General features: G+C 47.1%; 21 protein-coding genes. 6 read left to right on the top strand and 15 right to left on the bottom strand.

Annotated elements, in window-relative coordinates; translation table 11 throughout:
- Positions 1–30 precede the first annotated feature (30 nt).
- From Q3O60_RS02305 to pspA, 7 genes are all read right to left on the bottom strand, one after another.
- Positions 31–2,505, bottom strand: coding sequence for a zinc-dependent metalloprotease (locus tag Q3O60_RS02305; protein WP_369812616.1), 2,475 nt, complete (start codon positions 2,503–2,505; stop codon positions 31–33).
- Positions 2,506–2,844: 339 nt separating this feature from the next.
- Complete coding sequence (locus Q3O60_RS02300; protein ID WP_305892279.1) at positions 2,845–3,186, bottom strand: 4a-hydroxytetrahydrobiopterin dehydratase; 342 nt, start codon at positions 3,184–3,186, stop codon at positions 2,845–2,847.
- Positions 3,187–3,200: 14 nt separating this feature from the next.
- Positions 3,201–4,001, bottom strand: a complete 801-nt coding sequence (phhA, locus tag Q3O60_RS02295) for a phenylalanine 4-monooxygenase (RefSeq protein WP_305892278.1) — start codon at positions 3,999–4,001, stop codon at positions 3,201–3,203.
- A 125-nt stretch (positions 4,002–4,126) separates the two neighbouring features.
- Complete coding sequence (gene megL / locus Q3O60_RS02290) at positions 4,127–5,332, bottom strand: methionine gamma-lyase (protein WP_305892277.1); 1,206 nt, start codon at positions 5,330–5,332, stop codon at positions 4,127–4,129.
- Between the two features lie 107 nt (positions 5,333–5,439).
- Complete coding sequence (gene pspC, locus Q3O60_RS02285; protein ID WP_305892276.1) at positions 5,440–5,859, bottom strand: envelope stress response membrane protein PspC; 420 nt, start codon at positions 5,857–5,859, stop codon at positions 5,440–5,442.
- Entirely contained in the window at positions 5,852–6,088 is a 237-nt protein-coding gene (gene pspB, locus Q3O60_RS02280) for an envelope stress response membrane protein PspB (RefSeq protein WP_305892275.1), read from the bottom strand. The genes pspC and pspB overlap by 8 nt, the downstream gene beginning before the upstream one ends.
- A gap of 21 nt (positions 6,089–6,109) precedes the next feature.
- Entirely contained in the window at positions 6,110–6,784 is a 675-nt protein-coding gene (gene pspA, locus Q3O60_RS02275) for a phage shock protein PspA (RefSeq protein ID WP_305892274.1), read from the bottom strand.
- A 192-nt stretch (positions 6,785–6,976) separates the two neighbouring features.
- On the opposite strand from pspA, the gene pspF reads away from it, so the two are divergent.
- Genes pspF through Q3O60_RS02245 form a run of 6 tightly spaced genes read left to right on the top strand, consistent with a single transcriptional unit; the run spans position 6,977 to position 13,401 of the window.
- Complete coding sequence (gene pspF, locus Q3O60_RS02270; protein ID WP_305892273.1) at positions 6,977–8,092, top strand: phage shock protein operon transcriptional activator; 1,116 nt, start codon at positions 6,977–6,979, stop codon at positions 8,090–8,092.
- On the top strand, positions 8,082–9,737 hold the full coding sequence (locus tag Q3O60_RS02265; protein WP_369812614.1) for an ABC transporter substrate-binding protein: 1,656 nt from the start codon (positions 8,082–8,084) through the stop codon (positions 9,735–9,737). The genes pspF and Q3O60_RS02265 overlap by 11 nt, the downstream gene beginning before the upstream one ends.
- Positions 9,734–10,762, top strand: a complete 1,029-nt coding sequence (locus Q3O60_RS02260) for an ABC transporter permease (RefSeq protein WP_305892272.1) — start codon at positions 9,734–9,736, stop codon at positions 10,760–10,762. Before Q3O60_RS02265 ends, Q3O60_RS02260 begins: the two co-directional genes overlap by 4 nt.
- A complete protein-coding gene (locus tag Q3O60_RS02255) occupies positions 10,755–11,648 on the top strand; it encodes an ABC transporter permease subunit (RefSeq protein ID WP_305892271.1) in 894 nt (297 codons plus the stop codon). Before Q3O60_RS02260 ends, Q3O60_RS02255 begins: the two co-directional genes overlap by 8 nt.
- Positions 11,648–12,640 carry a peptide ABC transporter ATP-binding protein gene (locus Q3O60_RS02250; RefSeq protein WP_305892270.1) on the top strand — a complete coding sequence of 331 codons (993 nt, stop codon included), beginning with the start codon at positions 11,648–11,650 and terminating at the stop codon, positions 12,638–12,640. Before Q3O60_RS02255 ends, Q3O60_RS02250 begins: the two co-directional genes overlap by 1 nt.
- On the top strand, positions 12,640–13,401 hold the full coding sequence (locus Q3O60_RS02245) for an ATP-binding cassette domain-containing protein (protein WP_305892269.1): 762 nt from the start codon (positions 12,640–12,642) through the stop codon (positions 13,399–13,401). The genes Q3O60_RS02250 and Q3O60_RS02245 overlap by 1 nt, the downstream gene beginning before the upstream one ends.
- Before the next feature lie 61 nt (positions 13,402–13,462).
- Here Q3O60_RS02245 and Q3O60_RS02240 read toward each other — a convergent pair whose 3' ends face one another.
- The 8 genes from Q3O60_RS02240 to proB form a co-directional block, all read right to left on the bottom strand.
- Positions 13,463–15,379 carry a SurA N-terminal domain-containing protein gene (locus tag Q3O60_RS02240; RefSeq protein ID WP_305892268.1) on the bottom strand — a complete coding sequence of 639 codons (1,917 nt, stop codon included), beginning with the start codon at positions 15,377–15,379 and terminating at the stop codon, positions 13,463–13,465.
- Between the two features lie 204 nt (positions 15,380–15,583).
- Complete coding sequence (gene hupB, locus Q3O60_RS02235) at positions 15,584–15,856, bottom strand: nucleoid-associated protein HU-beta (protein WP_305892267.1); 273 nt, start codon at positions 15,854–15,856, stop codon at positions 15,584–15,586.
- Between the two features lie 207 nt (positions 15,857–16,063).
- Positions 16,064–18,460, bottom strand: a complete 2,397-nt coding sequence (gene lon, locus Q3O60_RS02230; RefSeq protein ID WP_305892266.1) for an endopeptidase La — start codon at positions 18,458–18,460, stop codon at positions 16,064–16,066.
- A gap of 178 nt (positions 18,461–18,638) precedes the next feature.
- Entirely contained in the window at positions 18,639–19,919 is a 1,281-nt protein-coding gene (clpX, locus tag Q3O60_RS02225; protein WP_305892265.1) for an ATP-dependent protease ATP-binding subunit ClpX, read from the bottom strand.
- 76 nt (positions 19,920–19,995) lie between these two features.
- Positions 19,996–20,622, bottom strand: coding sequence for an ATP-dependent Clp endopeptidase proteolytic subunit ClpP (clpP, locus tag Q3O60_RS02220; RefSeq protein ID WP_305892264.1), 627 nt, complete (start codon positions 20,620–20,622; stop codon positions 19,996–19,998).
- A gap of 136 nt (positions 20,623–20,758) precedes the next feature.
- Positions 20,759–22,072, bottom strand: a complete 1,314-nt coding sequence (tig, locus tag Q3O60_RS02215) for a trigger factor (RefSeq protein ID WP_305892263.1) — start codon at positions 22,070–22,072, stop codon at positions 20,759–20,761.
- A 243-nt stretch (positions 22,073–22,315) separates the two neighbouring features.
- Positions 22,316–23,566 carry a glutamate-5-semialdehyde dehydrogenase gene (locus tag Q3O60_RS02210; protein WP_305892262.1) on the bottom strand — a complete coding sequence of 417 codons (1,251 nt, stop codon included), beginning with the start codon at positions 23,564–23,566 and terminating at the stop codon, positions 22,316–22,318.
- Entirely contained in the window at positions 23,563–24,690 is a 1,128-nt protein-coding gene (gene proB / locus Q3O60_RS02205) for a glutamate 5-kinase (protein ID WP_305892261.1), read from the bottom strand. Before proB ends, Q3O60_RS02210 begins: the two co-directional genes overlap by 4 nt.
- Between the last annotated feature and the right edge of the window lie 221 nt (positions 24,691–24,911).

Here is a 24,911-nt window from a genome sequence, read left to right as displayed (position 1 = left end):
GGCTTTCTATCATGCGATCAACAGAGCTAATTACACAGCAAACGCTCTATCAATGAGTAGATGCAAATAGTTGTAATGATGGCGAACATGATCAGCAGATCGACGTGGTGCAGACTGACTGCGGATAGAGCGCAACTGCCCAACAGCGGCGGCCTGACTCAGGTGATCGTAATCAGTATCATCTTCCAAACCAGAAATAGCGATCAGTCGATTCACGTACTCCAGCTGCAGATTTTGGCTGAGCGAAGTCAGCTCACCACCGAAAATACCCTTGGTTAGATCAGTCAGCATCTCAGTCAAGCTGTAGGTATTGCCATACAACTCCGTATCGGACATACGCTGCAAAACCTGCTCATGCAGGATATGGTCAAGTACATTACGCTGCATATTCAGAATCATGCGATGTACACGTGGATCTTCATTGTTTCCACGATGATTAAATCCACGCCGCTGGGCGTGCATGTACGCCAAGACTGGTTGCATATCTACCAATGTATCCGGAGCAAATACATAGCTGTTTAATGCAGCCATGGCTTGACGTTGTGTCTCCCGGGGTACTGGCTGAAACGGTTTGACATCATCATGCTGACTGACGAAAGAGCGATCGACATAAACACCACCTATGAAGCGGCTCACTACATTAGCTTGGCCCGCGTATTGACCAAACAACATATTAGCTGTGGTTAAAACACGCTGATGAGACTCACCATCGACACGCCCCTTTTCCAACAATTGTGAGAACTCAACATTAACCCGCTGCCAACGATCCTGCGCATAGGCGATTGGATCTGAACTCATGGCGCCAATCATAACCCGCGGGTCAATATGCCGGCCTGCTGCTCGCATGTCGTCAGCATCGTTGCCAAAAGCAAGCTCAGGCTGATGCGACCGACTCAGTATACTCTCTAGTCGTAACTGTTCAGCTTCGGGGTCAGCTAAAGGACTGGAATATCCGTACTCAATAGCCCACAAGTCATACGGGCCGGGCTTGTAACTGTAATAATCGCCCTGCTCCACACCGACAGGCGCAATATTGACAGGATTATAATCCATCACTGAACCGGAGAGCACCCCTTGGGTAAGCCCGGCATTATGCACTTCCTCATTATTCCAAAGTCCGTGAGAACGCATGTTGTGATTCAGCCCCAACGTGTGACCGACCTCATGCATGATCAGATGGCGCAATGCCTGCGACAAAATGGGATCATCCTCGATGTTATCGTACATGCGCGTATCCGACGCCAGCCGAGCTGCTATATGACCCATTTGCAGCTTATGCCCAAGGCTGCAATACAACTCATGCTCATCTGAGTGCTGATCTGCCAGCAGATTAGCTCCACCTGAAAACAATTCCCCCAATGTCCAACGATTCGACATAAAGACAAATTCAAGCATGATATTTGAGCTAATGATTTCACCTGTCTTTGGGTTCGCTAAAGAAGGGCCATAACCACCAAAAGGAGGACGTGGTGACGATGTCCAGCGCAGTACGTTGTAGTTAACATCCCCAGCATCCCATTCTGCATCATCTGGTTGCTCTTTGACTACAATGGCATTTTTAAAGCCAGCAGCTTCAAAAGCGATATTCCAATCTTCAACGCCCTGACGTATGGTGTTTCGCCATGCATAAGGAGTGGTGTTTTCTATCCACCAAACTATCGGCTGAACCGGCTCTGAAAGCTCTGCCTCTGGATCTTTTTTTACCAAATCCCAACGGTTAATAACATCCCCCCAAGGCGTCCACTCAGGATTGGTCATTTGGTTAAACTGTTGAGTGAAGTAACCAACACGAGGATCATCCCGCCGAGGGCGGTAATCATTATCAGGCATTTCAATGAATGAATGCTGCAAGCTAATCGTAATAAAACGCGGGTCCGCCGCAGCCACCGAACCAAATGCTACTGGATCTTCGTTTATAAAAACATAGTCAACCACCACATCCATATTCCGTTCATACAAACGCTCACGAGTGATACGCGAACGATCAGAGTTCAACGTGCCTAACGAAAAGCGGGGCCCAGTCTGATTCGGATTTGCCCACGGAGTAATGCGATGCAAAGCCTGGCTTTTAAACAGAGGGTCGGCTTTCACCAACAATCGGCCGTTGTCATCGGCCTCAATATCCAAAACAGCAAGTAGCGCTTCGCTACGGTTTGCTTCAGCTGCCCGGCTCAATGGATTTTCACTATCAAAGACGTAACGAGGGTTCCAACTTACGACTTCAATCTGTTTGTAATTGCGACGAAATTCAATCAAGCGGGTCTGACGGAAATTACCGCGAAAATGCCCCACCTCGACGACACCATCCATGGTCTGTGCATGATAAATAAAAGGTCTGTTGAGCTGGGATTCGCCCAGCGACAACATGGTTTCACCGGACTCTATATTGCGATAAAAATTAAATAGGCCCTGCTGCATTTTAAGCTCGGAAACAATATCGTTGTAGCCTTTAGCTTCTTTGTCATCATCTTCGTCTGCCAGTGCTGGTGGCAACATAAAGCTCATCGCAACCAAGCCGGCTAGCGTTGACTTTCGTAGTCCGGTAAAGGAAAAAATCATCATGGTTTCATATCCACTATTTGGGAGTTAGTGTGTTAAAGAAAAAGTACAATCAGGATGAACAACGATCTAAGAATGGGAGCGCCGACTATCCAGCAGAATATTCTCGATGTTAACGCTAAGCCTTGCAATAAAAAAGGGGTTGAATGGTACAACAGTGCGTCAGAATGCGAGTTGCTGGAAAATTAAAGGGGCAAAATGGCAAGGTAAGTGTAACTTCGAAGAAAGGCAACCGCAGACAGAGTATTGTGTCTGCGGCTTTTTGCTGTTTACTGCGACAATAATTTACTCCAACAACAATGCATCCGTTTTAGCGGCGCAAATAAAGTCATTTTTGTGCAGGCCTTTAATAGAGTGCGACCACCAGGTGACGGTGAGCTTGCCCCACTCGAGCAACAATGCTGGATGATGCCCTTCAGCCTCTGCCAATTCAGCAACCTTGCCATGAAATGCCCAGGCACTTTTAAAGTTTTTAAACTTGTACACTCGCTCAAGTTGTAAAATACCCTCACGGACCACTGGGGTCCAATCGGGGATTTGGCGCATCAACGCTGGTAACTCTTCGTCACTGACTTTAGGTGCATCGGCACGACACGCTTCACACTTCATTGCGGTTAATTCTGACATGCAGTCCTCTCTAGCTAGCTAGCTTGCTTTTGTTTGGGGGGAAACTTAGGGGCATGTAAGCCCAATTCTTTCGCTTTTTGCACCAAGGTCATCATATCCAGATGGGCAATATCAAACAGATCGTCGATCTCAGAGATAGTGAAGTAAATTGGCTGCATAATATCAATACGGTAGGGGGTTCTTAATATATCCACCGCATCAAAAGGTTTGCGCTCTGGTGTAGCCGACTCTAATGCATACACTGTTTCACCCGGCGATGATAAAATGCCACCACCGTAAATCCGCAAGCCTTGCTTCGTTTTCAGCAGACCAAACTCGATGGTAAACCAATACAAGCGCGCCAGATACACTCGATCTTCTTTGCTCGCAGCCAGACCAATTTTTCCATAAGCATGAGTGAATTCGGCAAAAGCGGGGTTGGTGAGCATGGCACAATGACCAAAGATCTCATGAAAAATATCAGGCTCTTGCAAATAATCAAACTCTTCACGTGAACGAATAAACGTCGCTACCGGAAATTTTTTATTGGCCAATAATTCAAAAAAGCGGTCAAAGCTGATCAGCGCTGGAACTTCCGCACACTCCCAACCAGTCGTTTCGCGCAGTACCTTGCTCACCTCTTCCAGTTGTGGAATACGATCGGTCGGCAGTTGCAGGCGCTCTAATCCGGCCATAAACTCATCGCAGGCTTTACCTTCAATGCAGCCGAGCTGACGTGTGATTAGCTCATGCCAGATTTGATTGTCTTCATCGGTCCAGGCAATAACACCATGCTCGTCGGACTGCTTCGATACATAGTTGCTTGACTTGCTCATATACACCCTGTTACTTATTTTTTGATTGGGCACCAGCCCTGTAGCTGCAGTCGATACTAGACGAAATGCAGACCCCTGTTAATCACTGGGGCTGCTTTGAGCCGTGTTAAACCGTAAAGAATGGATTACAATGAAGTGGTCACTCGTTGCTCCATGGCTGCTAATGCCTGAGCTAAATCAGCAATAATATCCTCTACTTGCTCCAAGCCAACAGAAACCCGGATCAAGCCATCACTGATCCCTGCCATCACCCGCTCCTCTGCCGTGTAGGGGCTATGCGTCATTGATGCGGGATGCTGAATGAGTGACTCGGCATCGCCTAAACTCACCGCTAAGCTTAGCAGCTTGCATTGATTAATGAAGTAACGGCCATCATCCAATGAGCCCTTAATTTCAAAGGCTAACACCCCACCGGCTCCCCGCATTTGTGAGCCAATAAACCGGTAACCCGGATGCGAGGGCAATCCCGGATAATACACGTCTGCAACTGCCGGATGACGAACCAGAAACTCAGCGACTTGCTGAGCATTGCTGCAGTGACGCTCCATACGAACTGCCAGGGTTTTCATGCCACGAATAATCAACCAGGCATCATGCGGGCTTATAGTACCGCCGATGTCTTTTAAGGTGGTCATTTTAATTGTATGAATCAACTCGGCACTACCAACGACTAACCCAGCCACTACGTCACCATGGCCATTGAGGTACTTGGTGGCACTGTGAATGATGATATCAATGCCAAATTCAACCGGGCGCTGCAGCATTGGTGTTAAAAAAGTATTGTCCACCACAGAGAGTAGCCCATGCTGTTTGGCAAAGTCGCCCAAAAACTGCAGATCCAGTACCACCAGGTTCGGATTAATCGGTGTTTCAGCAAACAGCATTTTGGTATTCGGCCGCAGTGCAGCTGCAATAGCAGCGTGATCGGTCATATCGACAAAGCTCACCTCGATGCCATAGCGGGCAAACTGATGGCTGAACAAAGCAAAACTACAGCCGTAGATCGCCTTGCTGCAAATCATATGATCACCTTGCTGTAAAAATGCCAGAGTGACCGCTGATACAGCCGCCATACCGGTCGCTGTAGCTGCCGCATCCTCCATGCCTTCTAACGCCGCAATTTTCAGCTCAAGCTCCCGGGTGGTCGGGTTACCCAAGCGGGTATAAATATAGCCGGCTTCGTCACCTGCAAAGCGAGCCGCCCCTTGTTCTGCATTATCAAAAATAAAGGTGGATGTTTGATACAAAGGCGTGGCTAAGGTGCCATGCTCATTCGGTACTTTACCGGCATGAATACACTGAGTAGCCAGATTGAGTTTTTTGTTTTGCATACTGCATCTTTCGACAGACTAAAAGGGTTGCATAGCAATAGCAGAATGGCTGAAAAAGTGAAGCAAGCCAGACGGCTTGCTGTCTGAATGGAAAATATCTCTGGACACTACAGGTTATTAAACTCCTGATTGAGCTGAAAACGGTTGGATGTAACGTGGCGCTCCACATCCCGTAGCCGTAACTCCAAACCATTAAATTTATTATGCAAATGCTTTAACGCTTCTTTTGGTGCCTCGCCCCGTTGCCAGACCCGGGTTTTCACCTCAACACGATCCTCTTCATCGCTGGATTTGCTTGAGTCCATTCGACTCGATGCCGCTTTGACTTTGGATTTTTTCCCCAACACCACCCAGCCGGCAAAATACAACACCAAGACAAAACTACCCAATCCCAGAAAGAGTGCCGACAGAGTGATGATCCGAACCAGCCACACTTCCCAACCAAAATAGTCTGCTACGCCAGCACAGACCCCGGCAATCTTGCCATGGGTATCATCCCGCAATAGTTCCTTTCTTGGCTTAGTCATGTTGCTGCCTCCAGTTGGGGCTATCTGCATCTAAAATAGCTTCTAACGTTTTAATACGATCAGCCATTTTTTCCGCCTTTCTAGCCAGTTCATTCAACTGCTCCAACTCGGTATCGGTCAATCCCTGACCCATTTTATTTTTACTGCGGTAATGCATAATGACCCACAGTGGTGCCACAAAGATCATAAATAAGACCATGGGCACAAAAATCATTTCCTGAATCCCCATTACGGGCTCCTCCTATACGATCTATGCGTCTTTGCTTTTATTCTGGCTTACTTTTTGTTTCAGAGCCGCCAGTTCCGTATCTATTTTTTCTTGAGCAGCCAGCTCAGCAAACTCATCTTTTAGTGTCTTTTTGCCCAAATCGTAGGACTCGACCTGCGCTTCCATCGAGTCAATTTTTTGCTCGTAGCGCTCAAACTTATGCATGGCATCGTTCAGTTTATCGCTGTGCAGTGTCTTTTTCACATCCAACCGTGATGCCACCGTTTTTTGGCGCATCAACATCGACTTTTGCCGTGCTTTCGCGTCAGCCAGTTTATCCTGTAGTTGCGACACTTCGTTCTGCAGCTTGCCAATATGCTCATCCAGCAAGGTAATTTCTGCATCCACGACCCCGACTTGTTCAGCCGCTTTTTCTCGCTCAATTAAAGCAGAGCGTGCTAAGTCTTCCCGTTCTTTCGATAATGCCAACTCAGCTTTGCCCTGCCAATCATTGACTTCATCGTTTAAACGATTCATCACACGCTGCAATTCTTTTTTCTCAGCAATGGTTTTGGCCGATGATGAACGGACCTCAACCAAAGTGTCTTCCATTTCCTGAATAATCAGTCGTACCATTTTTTCCGGATCTTCTGCTTTATCCAGTAAAGCATTCAGATTTGAATTTACAATGTCAGTAAAACGGCTAAAAATACCCATCTGTAGTACCTCTTCGTTCGCTAGGATTTAAAATACTTGATATGGAGTACCATTCAGTTTCCTTGCCAACTTTTCAAAACCCAGTAATGCATTGATTTGAATATAATTAAAGATAATTCAAGAAACTGCTTTTGCAATGCATCATAATGAAATACACTATAATTTAGTCATTTTCACTACCAAATAGATGCTATGCGCCAATCACAACAACAAGACAACTTGCTTGGTCAATCCAATAGCTTCCTTACCGTATTGGAGCAAGTCTCGCAGGCCGCCCCATTGAATAAGCCTGTACTGATTATTGGTGAGCGTGGCACCGGTAAAGAGTTAATCGCAGCCCGCTTGCACTTTTTATCACAGCGCTGGGATCAAAACTACCTGACACTAAATTGTGCCGCCTTAAATGAAAACTTACTGGAAAGCGAATTGTTTGGTCACGAAGCAGGAGCTTTTACCGGCGCAGGTAAACGCCATGAAGGTCGCTTTGAGCGAGCCAATGGCGGTACCTTGTTTTTAGACGAACTGGCCAACACACCAAGCTTAGTGCAAGAAAAGTTATTACGTGTGATTGAGTACGGTGAATTCGAGCGTGTCGGTGGTAGCCGCCCGGTCAAAGTTGATGTCCGGCTGGTTTGTGCCACCAATGAAGACTTGCCGACACTAGCTGAACAAGGGGAGTTCCGGGCTGACTTATTGGACCGCTTGGCGTTTGATGTCATTACGTTGCCCCCTATGCGGGAACGCCGCGACGATATTTTGATGCTGGCAGAACACTTTGCTATTAATATGGCACGTGAACTGGAGTTTGAGTTGTTCAGTGGCTTCAGTGAAAAAGCAAAAAAAGTACTGCTTGATTATGATTGGCCTGGCAATGTACGGGAATTAAAAAATGTGGTGGAACGTAGTGTCTATCGCACCAATAACCCCTACGTACCGGTGCATGATATTTTACTCGATCCATTCCAATCGCCCTTTCGGCCTCAGACCCGAGTCAAAACACATGATCGCCGGAGTTCGCTGCAACCAGCGTCAAACTCAGATCAACCCGCAACGCACACAAACCCGGCTGACATCGCTCGTACTGAGGAAGCTCATAGTGCGGCTCAACCACACTTCGATCCAGATCAGCCACATGATTTTAAATCAATGTCGCAACACTATGAGGTATCCTTGCTGAAACAAGCTTTGGCGGCCTGCCAGTTTAACCAGAAAAAAACCGCAGAAAGTCTCGGCCTGACCTATCATCAATTACGGGGTTACATGAAAAAGTACCAACTGCTTGACAGCCAGCAACAAGATGCAGTTTGATCATGATAAAGGCAAGCCAGTGAAAAAAAAGTCACAGCGTTCCATATCGACGGCTGTTCAACTAGCAGCGATGATACTACTGAGTGCCTGTCAGCCGGATATGCCCGCTGAAGTTCGCTCAGGTTTGGTCTACTGTCTGGAAGGATCGCCTGAGAGCTTGAACCCTCAACTGGTGACTTCAGGCACTACTATCGATGCAACCAGCCGCCAATTATTTGATCGCTTAGTCGACATTGATCCTGAGGACGGTCGTTTTATTCCTGCATTGGCCACCCATTGGGAAATACGTTCGGACGGCTTGAGTTATACCTTTTTCCTGCGGCCTGATGTTCAGTTTCATCACACTGATTATTTTGAACCGAGCCGGCCTTTAAACTCAACGGATGTGCGTTTTAGTTTTGAGCGGGTGATGAACAGTGAGCATCCGTTTCATGCCGTCAGTGGTGGCGAGTACCCCTACTTTCAAACAGTTGAGTGGCATCAGCGGGTAGCGCGCATTACCACCCCTACCCCAGATCAGGTGGTATTTTATTTGCGTCAACGTGATAGCTCATTTCTATCCAATGTCGCGACCGATTTCGCAGTGGTCCATTCTGCGGAGTATGCCGATCAATTACTCAAACAGCAGCAACCACAACGTATCGATTCACACCCGATTGGTACAGGGCCTTTTAAATTCAGAGAGTATCGGAAAGATGTCTTTTTACGCTATTACCGCCATGCTGAATACTGGGGGCAAGCATCTAGCCTTGAGCAATTGGTGTTTGATATCGAGCCGAATAACGCCAAACGAATGGCTAAACTCCTGACCCATGAGTGTGATATTACCGCCTATCCCCGAATTGCTGAACTGGAACTCATCAGCAAGCGAGACGACGTCAAAGTTCAGGAACAAACCAGCATGAATGTAGGCTTTTGGGCATTCAACACCCAAAAGCCGCCATTCGATCAAGCCAAAGTTCGCCGTGCTTTATCAATGGCTATCAACCGTGACGCCATTTTACAAGCGGTGTATTACAACCATGCCCACACCGCTCACTCACTGCTTCCCCCGACTTCATGGGGATTTAACCCTGCAGTTATGTCCGTGCCTTATGATCCAACGGCGGCCAGAGAGTTATTGGCCGAGGCAGGCTACCCATTTGGATTTAGTATGGATATCTGGGCCATGCCGGTACAGCGCCTCTACAACCCCAATGCCACCCGAATGGCGGAGATGATTCAAGCCGATCTAGCGCAGATAGGGGTACGGGTAAGTATCGTCACTCTGGAATGGAATGCATTTCGACGCCAGCTACGACAAGGTGAGCATGACTCGGTGTTGTTGGGATGGAATGCGGATAATACCGATCCAGATAACTTTTTTCGCCCTCTGCTCAGCTGCAGCGGCATTGATAGCGGCACCAACAGAGCCCATTGGTGCGACCCTGCCTTTGATGCTATTTTGGCACAGGCTTTGTTAACAGACGATCAAAGCATCCGTCGACATTATTACTGGGCAGCTCAGCACTATTTATCAGAACACATCCCTTTATTTCCCATTGCCCACTCGAAACGCTTTCAGGCGCTGAATCACCAGATCAGTGGTGTTAGTATCAACCCTTATGGTGGGATTTCTTTAGCTGATGCCAGGAAAGAGCCATGATCTGGCAGTTTTTAATACGCAGGTTATTTTTATTGCTGTTTGTCTTCTTTGCGCTCACCTGCTTTGCATTCAGCTTGGGGCATTTATTTCCTGGCGACCCATTAACCAACTTCAGCGGTATTAGCCAGCCCAGTGATGAGCTATTGCCTGCCTTAGTGCAGCAATACCAACTTGAGCAAGGCTACCTGCAGCAATACTTTGCGTTTTTATCGCGGATCCTACAAGGCGATTGGGGGCTATCTTTATCGAGTCAACAGCCTATCATCACGGAGTTGACTCAGGTTTTTCCGGCAACTTTAGAGCTAGTCGCTTATGCGCTGCTAATCTCTTTTGTGGTCGGCGTGCCGCTTGGATTGATCGCAGCGATTAAAGCTCAGCATTGGTCAGGTCGTTTTATCTCAGGCGTCGCCATGGTGGGGTATTCAGTGCCTATTTTCTGGTGGGCTTTGCTGATGATCATGCTTTTTAGTATTACACTGGGTTGGCTGCCGACCTCGGGTCGAATTAGTGTTCTGTTTGAGATCCCGGCAAGCACAGGGTTTATGCTGCCAGATATCATGCTCTCAAAACAGCCTTACTGGCAAGCAGCGATGATCGATGCACTGCGCCATTTGTTACTACCGGCCTTGGTTTTGGCTACCTTCCCAACTACCGTGATGATCCGCTTTACTCGTGATGCCATGCTGGGCGTGTGGCAGCAGAGCTATATTAAAACCGCCAGAGCCAAAGGGTTGAGTCGCAGCCAGGTGTTGTACCGACACGGTTTGCGTAACGCCATGATGCCAGTACTGCGCCAGCTAGGCTTGCAATTTAGTACTTTGGTTACATTGGCTATGATCACTGAACTCATTTTTTCTTGGCCAGGGATCGGACTCTGGTTACTCGATAGCATCAATCAACGCAACTATCCAGCCATTCAAGGGGGACTGCTCGTCATCTCAACCTTGGTCATCATGGTTAATATACTGATGGATATACTGCATACCCTGCTAAACCCTCTGGCAAGGAAGCAATTTAATGGTTAAGTTTCACTGGTTGCATAGCAAAGCAGAGCATGGCCCGCTGTATCAACTCTGGTCGGTCTTTCGACAGCAACATGCAGCCGTACTCGGCCTCATTTTATTTTGCTTTTTTGCCCTGACCGCACTACTTGGCCCTTTGATCACACCTTATGATCCATACTTACAGAACCCCGATGCTTTGTTAGTGCCGCCTTCGTGGGATGAGCAGGGACAAGTCCGCTTTTTGCTTGGCACCGACGACTTAGGACGCGATGTACTCTCACGTCTCATTAAGGGGGCAAGCTATACTTTTGGTATCGCCATCATCACAGTGCTAGGCGCCATGATACTGGGCTTATTGCTCGGCGTTTTAGCTGGTATGAGTAAAGGCTTTCGAGCTAGCGCTTTTAATCATATGCTGGATTTAGCGCTAACTATTCCATCGCTGTTACTCGCCATCATTATCGTCGCTATTCTTGGCCCCGGGCTCATCAATACCATTTGGGCGATTATGCTCGCACTGCTGCCACAATTTGTGCACGGCATACGTAACGCCATTCAGCAACAGCTTGAGCAAGATTATGTCATTGCTTATCGGCTCGATGGCGCAAATCAGCTGCAAATATTGCGTAATGTCGTTTTACCTAATATTTGGGAACAACTGACGATTTTGTTTAGTATGGCACTATCGACTGCGATTCTGGATATTGCTGCACTCGGCTTTCTCGGCTTAGGGGCTCAATCACCAGCCGCTGAATGGGGGGTAATGGTAGCCGATGCCTTGGATTTGATTTATTTAGCCCCTTGGAGTATCGCCTTACCCGGTTTGTTGATTTTTGTGGCAGTACTTAGCGTGAACCTGGTGTCCGATGGTTTAAGAGCCGCCATACGTAAAAGGCAGGAAAGCTAATGTTATTGCTGGATATACGTAACCTGACCATTGAGCTGGAAACCAATCATGGTTTAGTCAGAGCAGTTGACCGAGTTAATCTTAACTTGCGAGAAGGTGAGATCAGAGGTTTGGTGGGCGAGTCAGGCTCTGGCAAAAGTCTGATTGCGAAAGCGATTGTGAATGTGTTGAATCAGCGCTGGCGCATCACGGCCGATCGCTTCCATTGGTTTGGGCAGGATCTATTGCAATTGTCCTTCGATCAACAACGCAAAATAATTGGTCGTGATATCGCGATGATCTATCAAGAGCCAAGTAAGTGCCTTGATCCGACCGCATTGATTGCCGAACAATTGCAAGAATCTATCCCAAATGATGTCATCAAAGGTAGCTGGTGGGGCCGAGAGAGTCGCAAAAAGAAAAAGGCGATCGCCCTGCTGCACAAAGTAGGGATTAAAGATCATGTTGCGGTACTGAGCAGTTATCCTTATCAGTTGTCCGAAGGAGTCTGCCAGAAGGTCATGATTGCCATGGCCATAGCAAAAAACCCTAAGTTATTAATCGCCGACGAACCAACGACTGCTCTCGAGAGCAGCACTCAAGCGCAGCTCTTTCGATTAATTACCAGTTTGAATCAGTTGAAAGGGATGTCGGTGCTGTTAATCAGCAATGAGCTCGACAGCATTGCCCGCTACACACATAATTTATCGGTCCTCTATTGTGGCCAATTGGTTGAGTCGGGTAAAACCTCTCAAGTTTTAGCGCAGCCATATCACCCTTATACCGATGCACTGATTAAAAGTGTACCAGAGTTTCAGCCCGACCTACCGGCGAAAAGCATGCTGTATGCGCTGCCTGGTAGCATCCCTACATTGCAGCATCTCCCGGTGGGATGTCGATTAGGGCCGCGCTGTCCGAACGCACGCAAAGAGTGTGTTCATACCCCCAGCTTACAAAGCAAACAGCAGCACTTTTACAGCTGCCATTTCCCACTACAACGGAAGGGATCTTGATGAGCTGCTTGTTAGAAGTCACTGCGCTGTGCAAAACCTATCGCAAACAGCACGGTCTGTTCCGACAGGAAACCATTAAAGCACTTGAGAACATCAGTTTTCAACTGCATGCTGGTAAAACCTTGGCTATTGTTGGTGAAACAGGATCAGGTAAGAGTACCTTAGCCAAAGTTCTGGTTGGCATTGAACAACCGGATCAGGGTGAGATCCGCTTGGCCGGCAAAGTAGTCACCATGACCAATTACCGCAAATACAATCACGTGATCCGCTATCTGTTTCAAGATGCCGAGCGTGCTTTAAACCCAAGCCAGAAAATAGGCGATATGCTAACGGATGTACTGCGCTTTAGTACTGTACTGGATAACTTGCAGCGCCAGCAAAAAGTATTGGAAAGCTTGCAACAAGTGGGTTTAATGGATGAACACATCGATTTTTACCCACACATGTTTTCAGCAGGCCAACAGCAACGTATTGCTTTAGCCAGAGCATTAATTCTGGATCCAAAGTTACTGATTTTAGATGAAGCCCTGACGGTGCTGGATCCAACCTTACGTGCTCAAATTGTCAATTTATTGCTGGAGTTACAACAACAAAAAGGCCTCGCCTATCTGCTGATCAGCAAAAATCTACGGTTAGTTCGGCACATCAGTGATCATTGCATCGTGATGCAACATGGGCAAGTGGTTGAATCAGGACCAACAGAACAGCTCTTAACACAACCACAGCACGCTCATACTCGTAAATTGATGGGTATGAGCTAGGATGCTATTGCCATAAAAAAACCCTGAGAACGAAGCTCAGGGTTTTTAAGCCAGTAAAGGATCAGAAGCCAGGTTCTGATGACTCCAGGCGTTGCCGAACAATTTTTGCATCGGCTTTTAGTGCTGCCACCATGGCTTCATAAACTTGTTGCGCCTGCTGATTAGCCAAACGCTCCAGATCGTCTGCAGAAGGGGTATCCACTGCACTACTATCATGCACAGCGGTTACTGCCACCAATGCCATATCACCACTAGCCAGCTGAGCCAGATCTACGCTGACCGGTTGTTCATCGGTCGGACGCGCTAATGCAAACGCACTGGCACGAACTTCTGCATCCAAGCTTCCACCAAAACGAGATGTTGATGGTGCCTGAGTGAGCTCCAGACCAGCTGAAGCCATCAACGCCATGAGGTCTCCCTCTTGCTGGTAGGTTTCGAGTAATGCTTCAGCACGCTGACGAGCAAGTTCAGAGCTCTTACGCTGACGTAGCTCAGCAACGACTTGTTCGCGTACTTCATCTAACGGTAAAGTGCGAGCTGGCTGGTGTTCAGTAACCCGTGCTACTACCATGTGTTGAGGCCCAACCTCTATCAAATCACTATTCAAGCCATCAGCAATAAAATTCAGATTAAACAAGGTTTGCAACAGTTGTGGATGACTAAATGGTGCCGGAGCCTGCATCCGCGAAAACAAAGCTTGCTGCTGCAATGGTAATTGCGTTACATCTGCTGCTTCAACCAGGTTATCCGGCACTTCAAAGCTAACTTCGGCAAGCTGTTGCTGTATTTCAAAAAAGCGATCATAAGCGCGTTCCTGCTGAACAGTCTGGATGATTTCGTCTTTGACCTCAGCAAAATCTTTTAGAGTCGCAGCTTCATACTGATGTAATTTCAGAATATGGTAACCAAAGCTGGTTTGTATCACTGCACTCAACTCACCCTCTTCAGACAAAGCAAAAGCCGCATCTTCGAATGCAGCTTCCATATCACCACGATTCAGCCAAGGCAATACACCACCTTCAGCTGCTGAAAAAGCATCATCGGATTGCTGTGCTGCTACTTCAGCAAAATCAGCTCCAGCTTGAAGCTCGGCTAAGGTCGCCTCTGCTTTAGCCGCAATATCCGCATCGTCTTGCATGGTTTCAAATAAAATATGTGCGACCTGACGGCGAGCTTCCGTACCGTACAACGTTTGGTTGGCTTCGTAAAATGCCAGTGCATCTTGTTCAGTTATCTGAATGTCAGCAGCAATACTCTCGACCGATAATTCAATGTACTCAACAGCAATTTTCTCTTCCGCCTCATATTGACTCAGTCGATCATAGTAAAATTCTTCGATCATGCTCTCATCGAGCTCAACTTGATCAATGAAATCAGCAGCGGCAAATTTAACAAACTGTATATCCCGGCTCTGCTGTTGCAGCTTTTGTAAGCGCTGCATCTCTGCCGGAATAGAGAACTCAGACAGAATCAATCCCTGGATTAATTGCTGGCGGGCCATTTGCTCACGCAACATGTCACGAAACTCAGCCGTCTGCAGACCTGCCTGTCGTAGTAATGCCAAATAGCGATCATTGTTGAACTGCCCTGCCACCTGAAACTCAGGCATGGAACGGATCAAATCCCGTACTGCATCATCGCTTATCCGCAAGCCTAACTCAGCTGCATATTGCTTTTGCAGGGTTTCATCGATCAAACGCTCCAGAACGTCTGCCCGAAAACCAGCCATATAACTAGCATCGGATGCCAGCATTTCGAACATATCGCCAAACTGTTGCTCCATTCGAGCCCGTTCGTTTTGATACGCTTGCTCTAGGGCTGCTCGAGTCACACCTTCACCGTTCACTTCAGCGGCAGGGGTTTCCTGGCTAGAACCAAGATAACCGCCCACTCCGGCGAGGGCGAATGTCAGGATCACTAAACCCAGAATGATTTTGGCCGTTAATCCTTGCGAACCTTCTCTGATTTTCTCTAACATTGCCAGTTTATCTCTGTATTCAACTCAATTGTTGACTTAAAAAAAAAGCGCATCTTAACAGATGCGCCTTTCTGATTGAAGCCTTGGCTGACTGGCAGGGAACTAAAAATTTCTATTCCTAGGAACTTTGGCTAATTTAGCCATAAGAACCATCCACCTGCATGAGCCTGACTAATTTACCCGGCGCGCCGAGCAAACCAATACTTAGTTTACAGCGTCTTTTAACGCTTTACCTGGCTTGAACGAAGGAATTTTAGCAGAAGCGATCTGGATGGTGGCACCAGTTTGTGGGTTGCGGCCAGTACGGGCAGCACGATCACGAACAGAATAGGTACCAAAACCAACCAATGCTACAGAGTCACCTTCTTTCAGAGCTTCGGTTACAGCGTTAATGAACGCGTCCAATGAACGACCTGCGTCGGCTTTTGAAATATCTGCACCAGCAGCAATTTTGTCGATAAGTTGAGACTTGTTCACAATATCATCCCCTTCAATTGTTATTGTTTTCAACAACTATACGTATATATGTTGTAATTACGCGCTCTTGTTATATCAAGCATTTAGAGCGCTTGCAAGCAGAAGAGAGCTTAATACAACTATTTTTCCACTTTGAGCCTAGCCCTTATTGGGTAAGGGCTAGAGAACTTTGGTTAACTTAGCACAGCCATGGAGAATGAAAAGCCCCTAATGCGCATTTTTTTCAATTTTTGCACTTTTTGCTGCTTTTTTTGGCAAAATTTCCGGTTGGAATCTGCTTACTGGCTCCTGCAAAGCAAGTTCCAGCACATCATCAATCCATTTTACCGGCTTAATCTCCAGGTCTGCTTTCACATTGTCTGGAATTTCTTTCAGATCACGCAAGTTATCGTGCGGGATCAAGACTCGTTTAATCCCACCGCGATGAGCAGCAAGTAGCTTTTCTTTTAAGCCGCCAATAGGCAATACTTCACCACGCAAGGTAATTTCACCTGTCATGGCGACATCAGCCCGCACCGGATTACCCGTTAAACTGGAGACCAGGGCCGTGACCATGCCAATCCCTGCACTTGGCCCGTCTTTCGGCGTCGCACCTTCCGGTACATGCACATGGATATCACGCGTCTCATAAAAGTCATCATTGATGCGTAAAATCTCAGCACGGCTGCGAACAACCGTCATTGCAGCCTGAATTGACTCTTTCATCACATCACCCAAAGAGCCGGTGTAGGTCAACTTACCTTTGCCAACTACTGCAGCCGCCTCAATGGTCAGCAAATCACCACCGACTTCAGTCCATGCTAAGCCGGTGACTTGACCGATACGATTGCTGTCATCCGCTTTACCATAATCAAAACGTTGAACCCCAAGGAAGGTTTCTAAGTTTTTCTGATTAATCACCACTTTTTTGGTGTCTTTATGCAATAAAATTTCTTTTACTGCTTTACGGCATAGTTTAGAGATTTCCCGCTCCAGACTACGAACTCCGGCTTCACGAGTGTAGTAACGAATAATGCCGACAATAGCTTCATCCGTGATATCAATTTCTTCTGGCTTTAAACCATTGCGACTGACTTGCTTCGAGATCAAATGTTGCTTAGCAATATTGAGCTTTTCATCCTCGGTGTAGCCCGACAAGCGGATCACTTCCATTCTATCCAACAAGGGTGCTGGAATATTTAAGCTATTTGATGTCGCCACAAACATCACGTCCGATAAATCGTAATCAACTTCTAAATAATGATCACTGAAGCTGGTGTTCTGCTCTGGATCCAACACCTCAAGCAAGGCGGAGGATGGATCACCACGAAAATCAGACGCCATCTTATCAATTTCATCTAATAAGAACAGCGGGTTACGCACGCCTACCTTAGACATTTTTTGGATAATCTTACCCGGCATAGAGCCAATGTAAGTTCGGCGATGACCACGAATTTCGGCTTCATCACGAACACCGCCCAAAGCCATACGCATGTACTTACGGCCGGTAGCTTTGGCAATAGACTGACCCAATGAGGTTTTACCCACCCCAGGCGGGCCAACCAGACACAAGATAGGCCCTTTTAATTTATTCACCCGCTGCTGCACGGCGAGGTATTCAATAATGCGTTCTTTGACTTTCTCCAGACCATAATGGTCAGCATTTAAGATGTTTTCCGCCGCTGCTAAATCTTTCTTCACCTTGCTACGGCTTTTCCACGGTACATTGGTTAACCACTCAATGTAGCTTCGCACCACGGTAGCTTCCGCTGACATAGGTGACATCATTTTCAGCTTCTGCAATTCTGCTTTCGCTTTATCAGCTGCTTCAACAGGCATTTTTGCCTGCTCAATTTTTTTGCTTAAAGCTTCAAACTCATCCGGCGTATCTTCCAGCTCACCAAGTTCTTTCTGAATGGCTTTCATTTGCTCATTCAGATAGTACTCGCGCTGGCTTTTTTCCATTTGCTTTTTCACCCGGCTGCGAATACGACGCTCAACCTGCAAGATGTCAATTTCGTTTTCCATCATCGCCATCAGGTATTCCAGCCGCTCGGTCACATCGGTGATTTCAAGCACTTTTTGCTTGTCTTCAACTTTCAGTGGCATATGAGCAGCCATGGTGTCAGCCAATCGAGCCGCATCATCAATACCCGTTAGCGCGGTCAGTACCTCAGGTGGTATTTTTTTATTCAGTTTAATGTAGCCTTCAAACTGATTAATGGCAGAGCGTAAAAATACTTCCTGCTCACGGCTATCCACTTCCACCGATTCAATCATATCAACATCGGCGGCAAAGCTATCTTCCGTTTCCGTAAACTGATGCAAGCGGCCACGCTGACTGCCTTCAACCAGCACTTTGACGGTACCATCCGGTAATTTTAACAGCTGCAGGATAGTAGCCACGGTGCCAATGCTGTATAAGTCGTCCGCTTTTGGATCATCCAGCGCCGCATCTTTTTGTGCCACCAGAAAAATTTGCTTGTCGTTGTCCATCGCGGCATCCAGGCATTTTATGGATTTAGCACGGCCGACAAACAATGGGATCACCATATGCGGATAAACCACCACATCGCGCAGGGCCAATACCGGCATATGACGACGTTCAATGTGTTCTTCTGTCATTGATTCTCTCTCGAATTAAGTGCATGTAGATGCAAACGGATATTAGATGATATGGGGCCGGTTGTCGGAACTTCAATTGCCAGAGACTGCTTTTATTTTTAACTGATGGTAAAAATAAATCGGGCAGCCTGAATGCTGCCCGAGCTAAACCATAGCTTATAACCATGGTGTAGACTATCTAGTGCGATTCAGCCACTGCTGGATCTTTATGTTCGTAAATAAGGATTGGATCAGATTCACCACGAATAACGGTATCATCAATCACCACTTTACTGACATCATCCATCGACGGTAAGTCGTACATAGTATCCAATAATACCCCTTCGACAATGGAACGCAGACCACGAGCGCCGGTTTTCCGCTCCATCGCTTTATTGGCAATGGCTTTCAGAGCATCGTCCCGGAACTCCAGCTCTACCCCTTCCATTTCAAATAAGGAGCCAAACTGTTTCACCAGAGCATTTTTAGGCAAGCTTAATATCTGCACCAATGCGTCCAGATCCAACTCAGTCAACGTAGCCACGACCGGCAAACGACCGATGAACTCCGGGATCAAGCCGTATTTCACCAAATCCTCCGGTTCAACGTCCTTAAAGGACTCCGTAATGCTGCGGGTACTTTCTTTACTTTTCACTTCCGCACCAAAACCAATGCCTGAGCCCTTGGCTGAACGCTGTTCAATCACCTTATCGAGGCCAGCAAAAGCACCACCACAGATAAACAGGATCTTCGACGTATCAACCTGCAGGAACTCCTGCTGCGGATGCTTACGACCGCCTTGTGGCGGAACCGATGCAATGGTCCCTTCTATCAGCTTTAACAATGCCTGCTGCACGCCCTCCCCCGACACATCACGTGTGATGGATGGGTTATCAGATTTGCGCGAAATCTTGTCGATTTCGTCGATATAGACAATGCCACGTTGTGCCTTTTCGACATCGTAATCGCATTTTTGCAGCAGCTTCTGGATGATGTTTTCTACGTCTTCACCCACGTAGCCAGCTTCCGTTAAAGTGGTGGCATCGGCCATGGTAAAAGGCACATCCAGCAAGCGGGCCAAGGTTTCTGCCAGTAGAGTTTTACCGCTACCGGTTGGGCCAATCAGCAAAATATTACTTTTGCTAAGTTCAACCTCTTGCTTGCTGTTAGCACTGCGTAATCGCTTGTAATGGTTATACACAGCAACAGCTAATACCTTTTTGGCATGATCCTGACCAATGACATAATCATCTAAATTGGTGCGAATTTCATGGGGCGTAGGCAGCTTATCTGCTTCACGCTTGGGTGAAATGTCTTTGATTTCTTCCCGGATAATATCATTGCACAAATCCACGCATTCATCGCAGATATAGACCTGCGGGCCAGCGATCAGCTTGCGCACTTCATGTTGTGATTTGCCACAAAATGAGCAGTACAACAATTTACCGCCTTTGTCACCGTCAGTACGGTTATCAGACATGTAACTTCCTCTTCCACCTCGTGCTCAACAACATATTGAACACCTTGCTTCTTAATACAATAGCAAATAAACGCTATTATTTCGCGTCTCTTCGCGTCAAAATTGAATCCACCAACCCGTAATCCAAAGCAGTTTGTGCGGTTAAAAAGTTATCCCGCTCGGTATCATGGCAGATTTTTTCATACGTTTGGCCGGTATGTTCAGCCATTAATCGATTTAACTTCTCTTTTATACTGAGGATCTCACGGGCATGGATCTCTATATCGGTGGCTTGGCCTTGGAAACCACCTAAAGGCTGGTGGATCATGACCCGGGCATTAGGCAAACAAAACCGTTTGCCTTTGGCGCCACCAGATAACAGGAAAGCCCCCATACTGGCCGCTTGCCCCATGCATACAGTGGCAATATCAGGCTTGATGTACTGCATGGTATCATAAATAGACATGCCTGCAGTGACAGAACCACCAGGCGAATTGATGTAGATATAAATATCTTTTTCTGGATTCTCAGACTCAAGGAATAACAGTTGAGCGCAGATCAGGTTTGCCATGTAATCTTCAACCGGCCCGGTTAAAAAGATCACGCGTTCTTTCAGTAAACGGGAATAAATATCAAATGAGCGCTCGCCCTTGGCGGTCTGCTCGATGACAATGGGGACTAAAGCGTTGATCAAATCCTGATGCTGAGTGCTCTGTAACGACATAGATAGTATCCTAACGACTGGCGGTAGTCCGCCTGAAAATAAAATGGCCCGAACAAAATGTCCGAGCCATTAAAACTGCCTTACCCACAGAAGTCAATGCTAAGTGGCCATCCGAAACAAGGTTTCAGAATGGAAATTAATTGGCCGCCTGCTGAGGGTTCATGATGTCATCGAACTTAGCGGCTTCTTCAGTTACCGTCGCTTTACTCAAGACAAACTCAATGGCTTGATCTTCTAACGCTACATTGCGCATGCTTTGCAACATCTCTTGATTGCTGTTGTAGTACTGCACTACTTCTTGTGGATCTTCATAGGCAGAAGCCACATCTTCAATCAGCTCTTGGACACGCTTTTCATCCACTTTCAGCTCGTTTACTTTGATGATTTCACCCAGCAACAAACCGACTTTTACGCGATCTTTAGCCTGCTCTTCAAACAAAGAAGCCGGTAATTCAGGAAGCTGAGATGGATCCATGTTCTTGCCAAAACGCTGCATCGCTTGCTTACGCAAAACCTCAACTTCGCCAGCTACCAGTGAAGAAGGCACGTCAACTTCGTTATTCGCCAGCAGGCCTTTAATAACCTGCTCTTTTACTTTGCCACGAACCGTTTGCTTCAGCTCACGTTCCATGTTTTTGCGTACTTCAACTTTCAGTGCATCAACCGTTGCTTCAGCTAAACCGAACAGTGCTGCAAACTCGTCATTCAGTTCAGGCAGCACTTGTTTTTCAACCAGTTTAACGGTAACGGCAAAGCTAGCCGCTTTACCTTTCAGGTTTTCTGCATGGTAATCATCTGGGAAAGTAACATCAAGCGTCGTCTCTTCACCGGCTTTTTTGCCAATCAGGCCATCTTCAAAGCCAGGGATCATTTTACCCTGGCCCAGTTCCAGCGCGAAATCGGTCGCTTTACCACCTTCAAACTCTTCACCATCGATACTACCCACAAAATCCATGGTAATACGGTCTTTCTTAGCCGCCTTGCCTTTCTTCTCAGCCCAGCTCGCGTGTTGCTTACGCAGCGTATCCAGCATTTTATCCAGATCTTTATCGCTGATTTCAACGACCGGCTTGCTAATTTCTACTTTATCCAGCGCCTGAACTTCGACCTCAGGGTACACTTCGAAGGTCGCCGCAAACTGCAGGTCTTTACCATCCTCTAGTGCCTCAGGAGCAAAAGACGGTGAGCCCGCTGGGGTTAGCTTTTCTGCAACAATAGCTTCGTAGAAGTGACGCTGCATTTGCTCAGAAGCGACCTCCTGCAACACAGCTTGACCATAACGTTTTTGAATAATCGAAATAGGTGCTTTGCCTGGACGAAAACCATCAATACGCTGACGCCTGGCCAGATCACGCAAACGGTTTTTAACTTCAGACTGAATGGCCTCGGCCGGTACTGTAATGGTTAAGCGGCGCTCTAACCCTTGGGTGGTTTCCACAGAAACTTGCATCTTGTTACCTCAAAATCAAATTCAGGCGCTTAAAGAACGCCGAAATAATCGAGCCTGATTCTCGCCAGAGCCGCAGCTCAACAGACTTGTAGTTAAATAGGACGCGGCATTATAGCGGGCGAAAATCTCCACGTCGAGCCCCTAGCATGAGTTTCATTCACGGAACCCTATTCATGTGCATAATGCCTTGAAAAAGAAAGCCACCCGAAGGTGGCTTTACAACGAAATAAAGTTTTTGACTACTTAACGCGTCTGGCCCTGGCCAGTGACGACAAAGCGCTCGGTGGTCAGGGCTTCTAAGCCCATCGGGCCGTATGCGTGCAGTTTGCTAGTTGAGATGCCAATTTCAGCACCTAAGCCCAACTCACCGCCGTCTGAGAAGCGTGACGAAGCGTTGTGCATGACCACAGCCGCATCCACCTGATTGATAAAGGTATCGGCGCTGGCTTGATCCTGCGTACAGATCACCTCAGTGTGGTAGCTACCAAACTGATCAATATGCGCCATAGCAGCGTCTAAATCATCCACCACCCGAATGGCAATCTCAGGCGCCAGATATTCCTGGCCAAAATCCTGCTCAGCAATCGGCTCAGCACCTTCAAAATAGCTGATACTACGATCACAGGCATGCACTTTCACCTGATGTTTGGCAAAAGCGGCTGCAACCATCGGCAGGAAATCAGCAGCCTGATGTTTGTTGACCAATAAGCCCTCTAAAGCATTACATACACCGGGGCGCTGTACTTTACCATTCACCAGTAACTCTAAGGCCATATTGAGATCAGCACTTTGATCAATGTATAAATGACAAACGCCTTTAAAGTGCTGGATCACGGGTACCCGGCTATGCTCGGTGACAAAGCGGATAAGCCCTTCGCCGCCACGAGGGATCACCAAGTCAATGAATTGATCTTGCTGAATTAAATCAAGCATTAACTGACGATCTGGATCGGGCACAATGGTGACCACATCTTCCGGTAAATTATGCTCAGCCAAGGCCTGATGCATGGCTTTAGCAATCGCCATACTGGTTTGAATGGCCTCACGACCACAACGCAAGATAACAGCATTACCGGATTTAAAGCACAAGGCGCCAGCATCGGCCGTGACATTGGGCCGGGCTTCATAAATCATGCAAATCACACCTAATGGAATGCGGCGTTTTTCAATGCGAATGCCATTAGGACGCTCTTCAATAAAGCGTTTGCTGCCAACCGGATCTGGTAAATGAATAATTTGTTCGATGGCAGCAGCCATGGCTTCGATCCGCTCAGGATTTAATGTTAAACGATCCAGCATCGCCGGGCTGGTATCATTCGTTTTCGCGATGTCCAGTTCAGCAGCATTGGCGGTTAAAATAGCAGGGGTTGCTGAGCGAATGGCGTTGGCCATGCTTTGCAACACATAATTCTTTTGTTCTGTCGACAAATGGGCGACAGCTTTGGCTGCTTTGGCAGCCTGAGCGGCTAATTGCGCCGCGCTAAGGGTACTCATAATCTCTCCAATAAAGTCATTTCATCACGGTGAATTACTTCGTAAGCGTTACCAGGCGCACTGTCGCCCAAGCTTTCTACGATCTCACTCGTTTGCTGGCCTTTGATGGTAAACAGTTCACGGGCACTATAGCGGCTGACGCCTTTGGCGATGGATACTTTGCCCAGACCACAGCGGACAATAACAGCATCGCCCGGCTCAAACTCACCGCGAACATCTACAATACCACTACACAGTAGTGAAGCGCCTTGATTGCGTAATGCTTTGACACAGCCATCATCAACCCATATTTCACCTTTGGCCCGCAGGGTGTGACGAACCCAGTGTTTTTTGCCTGACATGGGGTCTTTGTGACCATATAAAATGGTACCTGGGTTATACCCCTCTAATAGCCGGGTAAAAGTATCCTGTTGGTGACCATCCACAATCAGGGTATCTACACCATGAGCTGTGGCTTTTTCAGCCGCCTGTATTTTGGTACGCATACCACCGGTACCGACACTCGAACTGGATCCACCGGCCAGTTTATAAATGCTCTCATCAATGGTCCGCACTTCCGGAATCAGCTTAGCTGATGGATCTTTATTAGGATCCGCTGTAAACAGCCCGGTAATATCCGAACAAATGATCAGAGCATCTGCGTCAGCAACCGTCGCTACCATAGCGGCCAGGTTGTCATTGTCACCTACTTTAATTTCTTCCGTTGCGATGGTGTCGTTCTCATTCACAATGGGTAAAATCTGATGATCAAGCAAACGTCTTAAGGTATTGCGCACATTGACATGACGAACCCGATCACTCAAGTCGCCATGAGTCAGCAAGACCTGAGCACACGGGAAGTCGAAACAATTTGACCAGAAATTCATCATTTGATTTTGGCCAACCGCTGCCATCGCCCGTTTTAAGGCAATCGGTACACGATGATGGTTAAAATTGAAATGATGTCGACCTGCAGCTACGCTGCCAGAAGAAACAAGAATAACTTCAATGCCTTGCTCACGGCATTTACGAATATAATCAGCGATAGGACCAAGGTATTTTTCACTACAACCAGCTTGGTGGTCTGGCGCAATTAAAGCGCTACCTACTTTTAGCACTATGCGACGCCAGGATGGGTTCAACATATCTCCTCCGTTCTTTAAACCGAGGGCATGATAGCAAAAATTGTAACTTAGCTCCAGTGGCTGACAGAAAATGAACAGCTTATAGACAAAATAACAAGAAAAAATATCCATAATAAACAGATATTTATTCAGGCAAATAAATTAACTGGTTAATTTTTAAGCGGAATGACTTGACAATACGCATAATAATTCTGTAATAAAATTACAGAATTAAATACTTT

Source organism: Alkalimonas collagenimarina, assembly GCF_030717845.1.
Taxonomy (GTDB): Bacteria; Pseudomonadota; Gammaproteobacteria; order Enterobacterales; family Alteromonadaceae; genus Alkalimonas; species Alkalimonas collagenimarina.
This window is presented reverse-complemented; position numbering and strand designations above follow the sequence as displayed.

Coding starts and splice junctions, on each gene's coding strand:
- Q3O60_RS02300 (WP_305892279.1), bottom strand. CDS start 3,186: ATGTCAGAATTAACCGCAATGAAGTGTGAAGCGTGTCGTGCCGATGCA.
- clpP (WP_305892264.1), bottom strand. CDS start 20,622: ATGTCGTTACAGAGCACTCAGCATCAGGATTTGATCAACGCTTTAGTC.
- megL (WP_305892277.1), bottom strand. CDS start 5,332: ATGCAAAACAAAAAACTCAATCTGGCTACTCAGTGTATTCATGCCGGT.
- pspC (WP_305892276.1), bottom strand. CDS start 5,859: ATGACTAAGCCAAGAAAGGAACTATTGCGGGATGATACCCATGGCAAG.
- Q3O60_RS02255 (WP_305892271.1), top strand. CDS start 10,755: ATGGTTAAGTTTCACTGGTTGCATAGCAAAGCAGAGCATGGCCCGCTG.
- tig (WP_305892263.1), bottom strand. CDS start 22,072: ATGCAAGTTTCTGTGGAAACCACCCAAGGGTTAGAGCGCCGCTTAACC.
- Q3O60_RS02240 (WP_305892268.1), bottom strand. CDS start 15,379: ATGTTAGAGAAAATCAGAGAAGGTTCGCAAGGATTAACGGCCAAAATC.
- Q3O60_RS02305 (WP_369812616.1), bottom strand. CDS start 2,505: ATGAGCTTTATGTTGCCACCAGCACTGGCAGACGAAGATGATGACAAA.
- pspF (WP_305892273.1), top strand. CDS start 6,977: ATGCGCCAATCACAACAACAAGACAACTTGCTTGGTCAATCCAATAGC.
- phhA (WP_305892278.1), bottom strand. CDS start 4,001: ATGAGCAAGTCAAGCAACTATGTATCGAAGCAGTCCGACGAGCATGGT.
- pspB (WP_305892275.1), bottom strand. CDS start 6,088: ATGGGGATTCAGGAAATGATTTTTGTGCCCATGGTCTTATTTATGATC.
- clpX (WP_305892265.1), bottom strand. CDS start 19,919: ATGTCTGATAACCGTACTGACGGTGACAAAGGCGGTAAATTGTTGTAC.
- Q3O60_RS02260 (WP_305892272.1), top strand. CDS start 9,734: ATGATCTGGCAGTTTTTAATACGCAGGTTATTTTTATTGCTGTTTGTC.
- Q3O60_RS02265 (WP_369812614.1), top strand. CDS start 8,082: ATGCAGTTTGATCATGATAAAGGCAAGCCAGTGAAAAAAAAGTCACAG.
- Q3O60_RS02245 (WP_305892269.1), top strand. CDS start 12,640: ATGAGCTGCTTGTTAGAAGTCACTGCGCTGTGCAAAACCTATCGCAAA.
- Q3O60_RS02250 (WP_305892270.1), top strand. CDS start 11,648: ATGTTATTGCTGGATATACGTAACCTGACCATTGAGCTGGAAACCAAT.
- lon (WP_305892266.1), bottom strand. CDS start 18,460: ATGACAGAAGAACACATTGAACGTCGTCATATGCCGGTATTGGCCCTG.
- Q3O60_RS02210 (WP_305892262.1), bottom strand. CDS start 23,566: ATGAGTACCCTTAGCGCGGCGCAATTAGCCGCTCAGGCTGCCAAAGCA.
- proB (WP_305892261.1), bottom strand. CDS start 24,690: ATGTTGAACCCATCCTGGCGTCGCATAGTGCTAAAAGTAGGTAGCGCT.
- pspA (WP_305892274.1), bottom strand. CDS start 6,784: ATGGGTATTTTTAGCCGTTTTACTGACATTGTAAATTCAAATCTGAAT.